The 2,144-nt window shown below is 68.6% G+C and carries 3 protein-coding genes; all 3 read left to right on the top strand.

Features of this window, described 5'->3' with window-relative positions; all coding sequences use genetic code 11:
• The coding region (locus FKP22_RS28095; protein ID WP_141291353.1) for a sensor histidine kinase at nucleotides 1-947 on the top strand (947 nt) is incomplete at its 5' end.
• A gap of 19 nt (nucleotides 948-966) precedes the next feature.
• Complete coding sequence (locus tag FKP22_RS28090; protein ID WP_170201142.1) at nucleotides 967-1,338, top strand: response regulator; 372 nt, start codon at nucleotides 967-969, stop codon at nucleotides 1,336-1,338.
• Nucleotides 1,335-2,144 (top strand): response regulator (locus FKP22_RS28085; RefSeq protein WP_141291349.1); only part of this gene is annotated, 810 nt, incomplete at its 3' end. The genes FKP22_RS28090 and FKP22_RS28085, both read left to right, overlap by 4 nt.

Below are 2,144 nucleotides of genomic sequence, written 5' to 3'. Positions count from 1 at the left end.
TGCTGGCGCTGGTGCTGGTGCGCCGCTCGATCGCACCGATCAACGCGCTGCACCGCGGCGCGCAGGCGCTGGGCGACGGCAAGCTGGACGCGCGCATCGAGATCCGCACCGGCGACGAGCTGGACGACCTGGCGCTGCAGTTCAACACCATGGCCAGCAACCTGCAGCATGTGTACCGCAACATGTCGGCCATGATTGCCGAGAAGACGCGCGACCTGGAGCTGGCCAACCGCCACAAGTCCGAGTTCCTGACCCACATGTCGCACGAGTTGCGCACGCCGCTGAACTCGGTGATCGGCTTTTCCGACGTGCTGCGCGAAGAGCTGTTCGGCGCGCTGAACGACAAGCAGAAGGAATACGCCAACGACATCCATGCCTCCGGCGAGCACCTGCTGGCGCTGATCAACGACGTGCTGGACCTGTCGAAGATCGAGGCCGGCCACATGACGCTGGACCTGTCGGAAGTGGAGGTGGCCTCGCTGCTGACCGCCACCGCCAACATGATGCGCGAGCGCTGCATGCGCCAGGGGCTGCAGCTGCAACTGCAGCTGCCGGAGGACATGGACGTCTGGACGGTGGACGCGCGGCGGCTGCGGCAGGTGGTGCTGAACCTGCTGTCCAACGCGGTGAAGTTCACCCCGGCCGGCGGCCAGGTGACGCTGCGCGCCGGGCAGAATGCGGCCGAAGGCCTGTGGGTCGAGGTGAGCGACACAGGAGTGGGCATCGCGCTGGAGGACCAGGCCACGGTGTTCGAGGAGTTCCGCCAGGTGGGCGACGACGTGCTGCGCAAGGCCGAGGGCACCGGCCTGGGCCTGCCGCTGGTGCGGCGGCTCGTGCATTTGCATGGCGGCGAGGTCACACTGCACAGTGCGCCAGGCCAGGGCTCGACCTTCCGCTTCAACCTGCCGCTGCAGCCCGCCGCAGCACCCGTGCCCGCCATCATCTGACTGCCCCCGGGACCCTGCCATGACCACCCTGCATGTGATCGACGACGACGAGCGCAGCCGCAAGCTGGCCTCCGACGTGCTGGCTGCGGCCGGTTTCGAGGTGCTGCAATCCGGCACCGCTGCCGCCGCCCGCGACCAGCTCAGCGCCCACGGCGCCGACCTGGTGCTGCTGGACATCCAGCTGCCCGACGAAGACGGCTTCAAGGTGATTGCCTGGATCCGTGAGCAGCCGGCCCTCAAAGAGGTACCTGTGATTGCGCTGACGGCCTCGGTGATGCCGGCGCACCGCGGCCGCATCGAAGAATCGGGCTTCAACGGCTTCATCGCCAAGCCGCTGTCCTCCGTGCGCGAGTTCGTGCTGAAGGTGCGGGAGCACCTGGGCCGGTCGTGAACGAGGGCTCACCGGCCTTTCCAGGCCCCTCACCGGCGCGCATTCTGGTGGTGGACGACCTGCCGGCCAATCGCCGGCTGCTGGAAGCCCACCTGCTGGCCCGCGGCTACCAGGTCTGCCTGGCGGCTGGCGGCCACGAAGCGCTGGCCATGGCCAGCGCCGAACCGCCGGACATGGTGCTGCTGGACGTGCTGATGCCCGACATGGACGGTTTCAGCGTCTGCGCCGCGATGCGGGCCTTGCCGGCGCTGCGCGCGGTGCCCATCGTGATGGTGACCACGCTGGACGCCAAGGAAGACCGGGTGCGCGGGCTGGACGCCGGGGCCGACGACTTCATCACCAAGCCCCTGGTGAAGGAAGAGCTGTGGGCCCGGGTGCGCTCGCTGCTGCGGGTCAAGACGCTGTACGACGAATCGCAGCGCCAGCAGCGCCAGCTCGCCAGTTGGTCCACCGAGCTGGAGCGCCGCGTGGCCGAGCAACTGGGCGAGATGCAGCAGCTCTCGCAGCTCAAGCGCTTTTTCTCACCGGCGCTGGCGGCCCGGCTGGTGGCCAGCCGGCTGCGCGACGAGATCCTGAACAGCCACCGGCAGGAGGTCACGGTGCTGTTTGCCGACCTGCGCGGCTTCACCGCGTTTGCCGAGCAGGCCAGCGCCGACCAGGTGATGGCGATGCTGCGCAGCTTCCACGCGGCCATGGGCGAGCTGATCTTCCAGTTCGAGGGCACGCTGGAACGCTTCACCGGCGACGGGTTCATGGTCTTCTTCAACGACCCCGACCCGCAGCCCGACCACAGCCTGCGCGCGGTG

The organism is Ideonella azotifigens (genome assembly GCF_006519715.1).
GTDB classification, from domain to species: domain Bacteria; phylum Pseudomonadota; class Gammaproteobacteria; order Burkholderiales; family Burkholderiaceae_C; genus Ideonella; species Ideonella azotifigens.
The sequence above is the reverse complement of the archived record's forward strand: the minus strand, read 5'-3'. Positions and strand labels throughout refer to the sequence as shown.